Raw genomic sequence first — 297 nt, 5'->3', positions numbered from 1 at the left:
TGTACTCGTCGGCCAGAAGGTAGCCCTCCTGGAAGCCGCACTCGTAAGGGGTGCCCTTCACCTTGATATGCTGCCAGCCGTTGATCTTCTGCAGCTGTGGAATCCTTCAGCTCACGGGAGGCCATGCCGATGTCGCAGGTGCCATCGACGGCCATGTTCACGCCCGTGGTGGAGTCGGACTGCTGCACCTCTACCGTCACCTGAGGGTTAGCCGCCTGGAAGGCCTCGGCCAGCTTCTCCATGACCGGCGTGACCGACGAAGACAGGGCGTTTTAGGATTTGGCGATGTTTCGTTTT

1 protein-coding gene is annotated in these 297 nt (G+C 59.9%); it reads right to left on the bottom strand.

Annotation, left to right across the window (positions count from 1 at the left end):
* Positions 1 to 242, bottom strand: a 242-nt coding sequence (locus tag NE591_RS14655) for a substrate-binding domain-containing protein (protein ID WP_256157034.1), incomplete at its 3' end; no start/stop codon positions are given.
* Between the last annotated feature and the right edge of the window lie 55 nt (positions 243 to 297).

Source organism: Adlercreutzia sp. DFI.6.23, assembly GCF_024462535.1.
In the GTDB taxonomy this organism is placed as follows: Bacteria; Actinomycetota; Coriobacteriia; order Coriobacteriales; family Eggerthellaceae; genus Adlercreutzia; species Adlercreutzia rubneri.
Note: the sequence above shows the minus strand (reverse complement) of the source record. Positions and strands in the feature narration are given on the sequence as shown.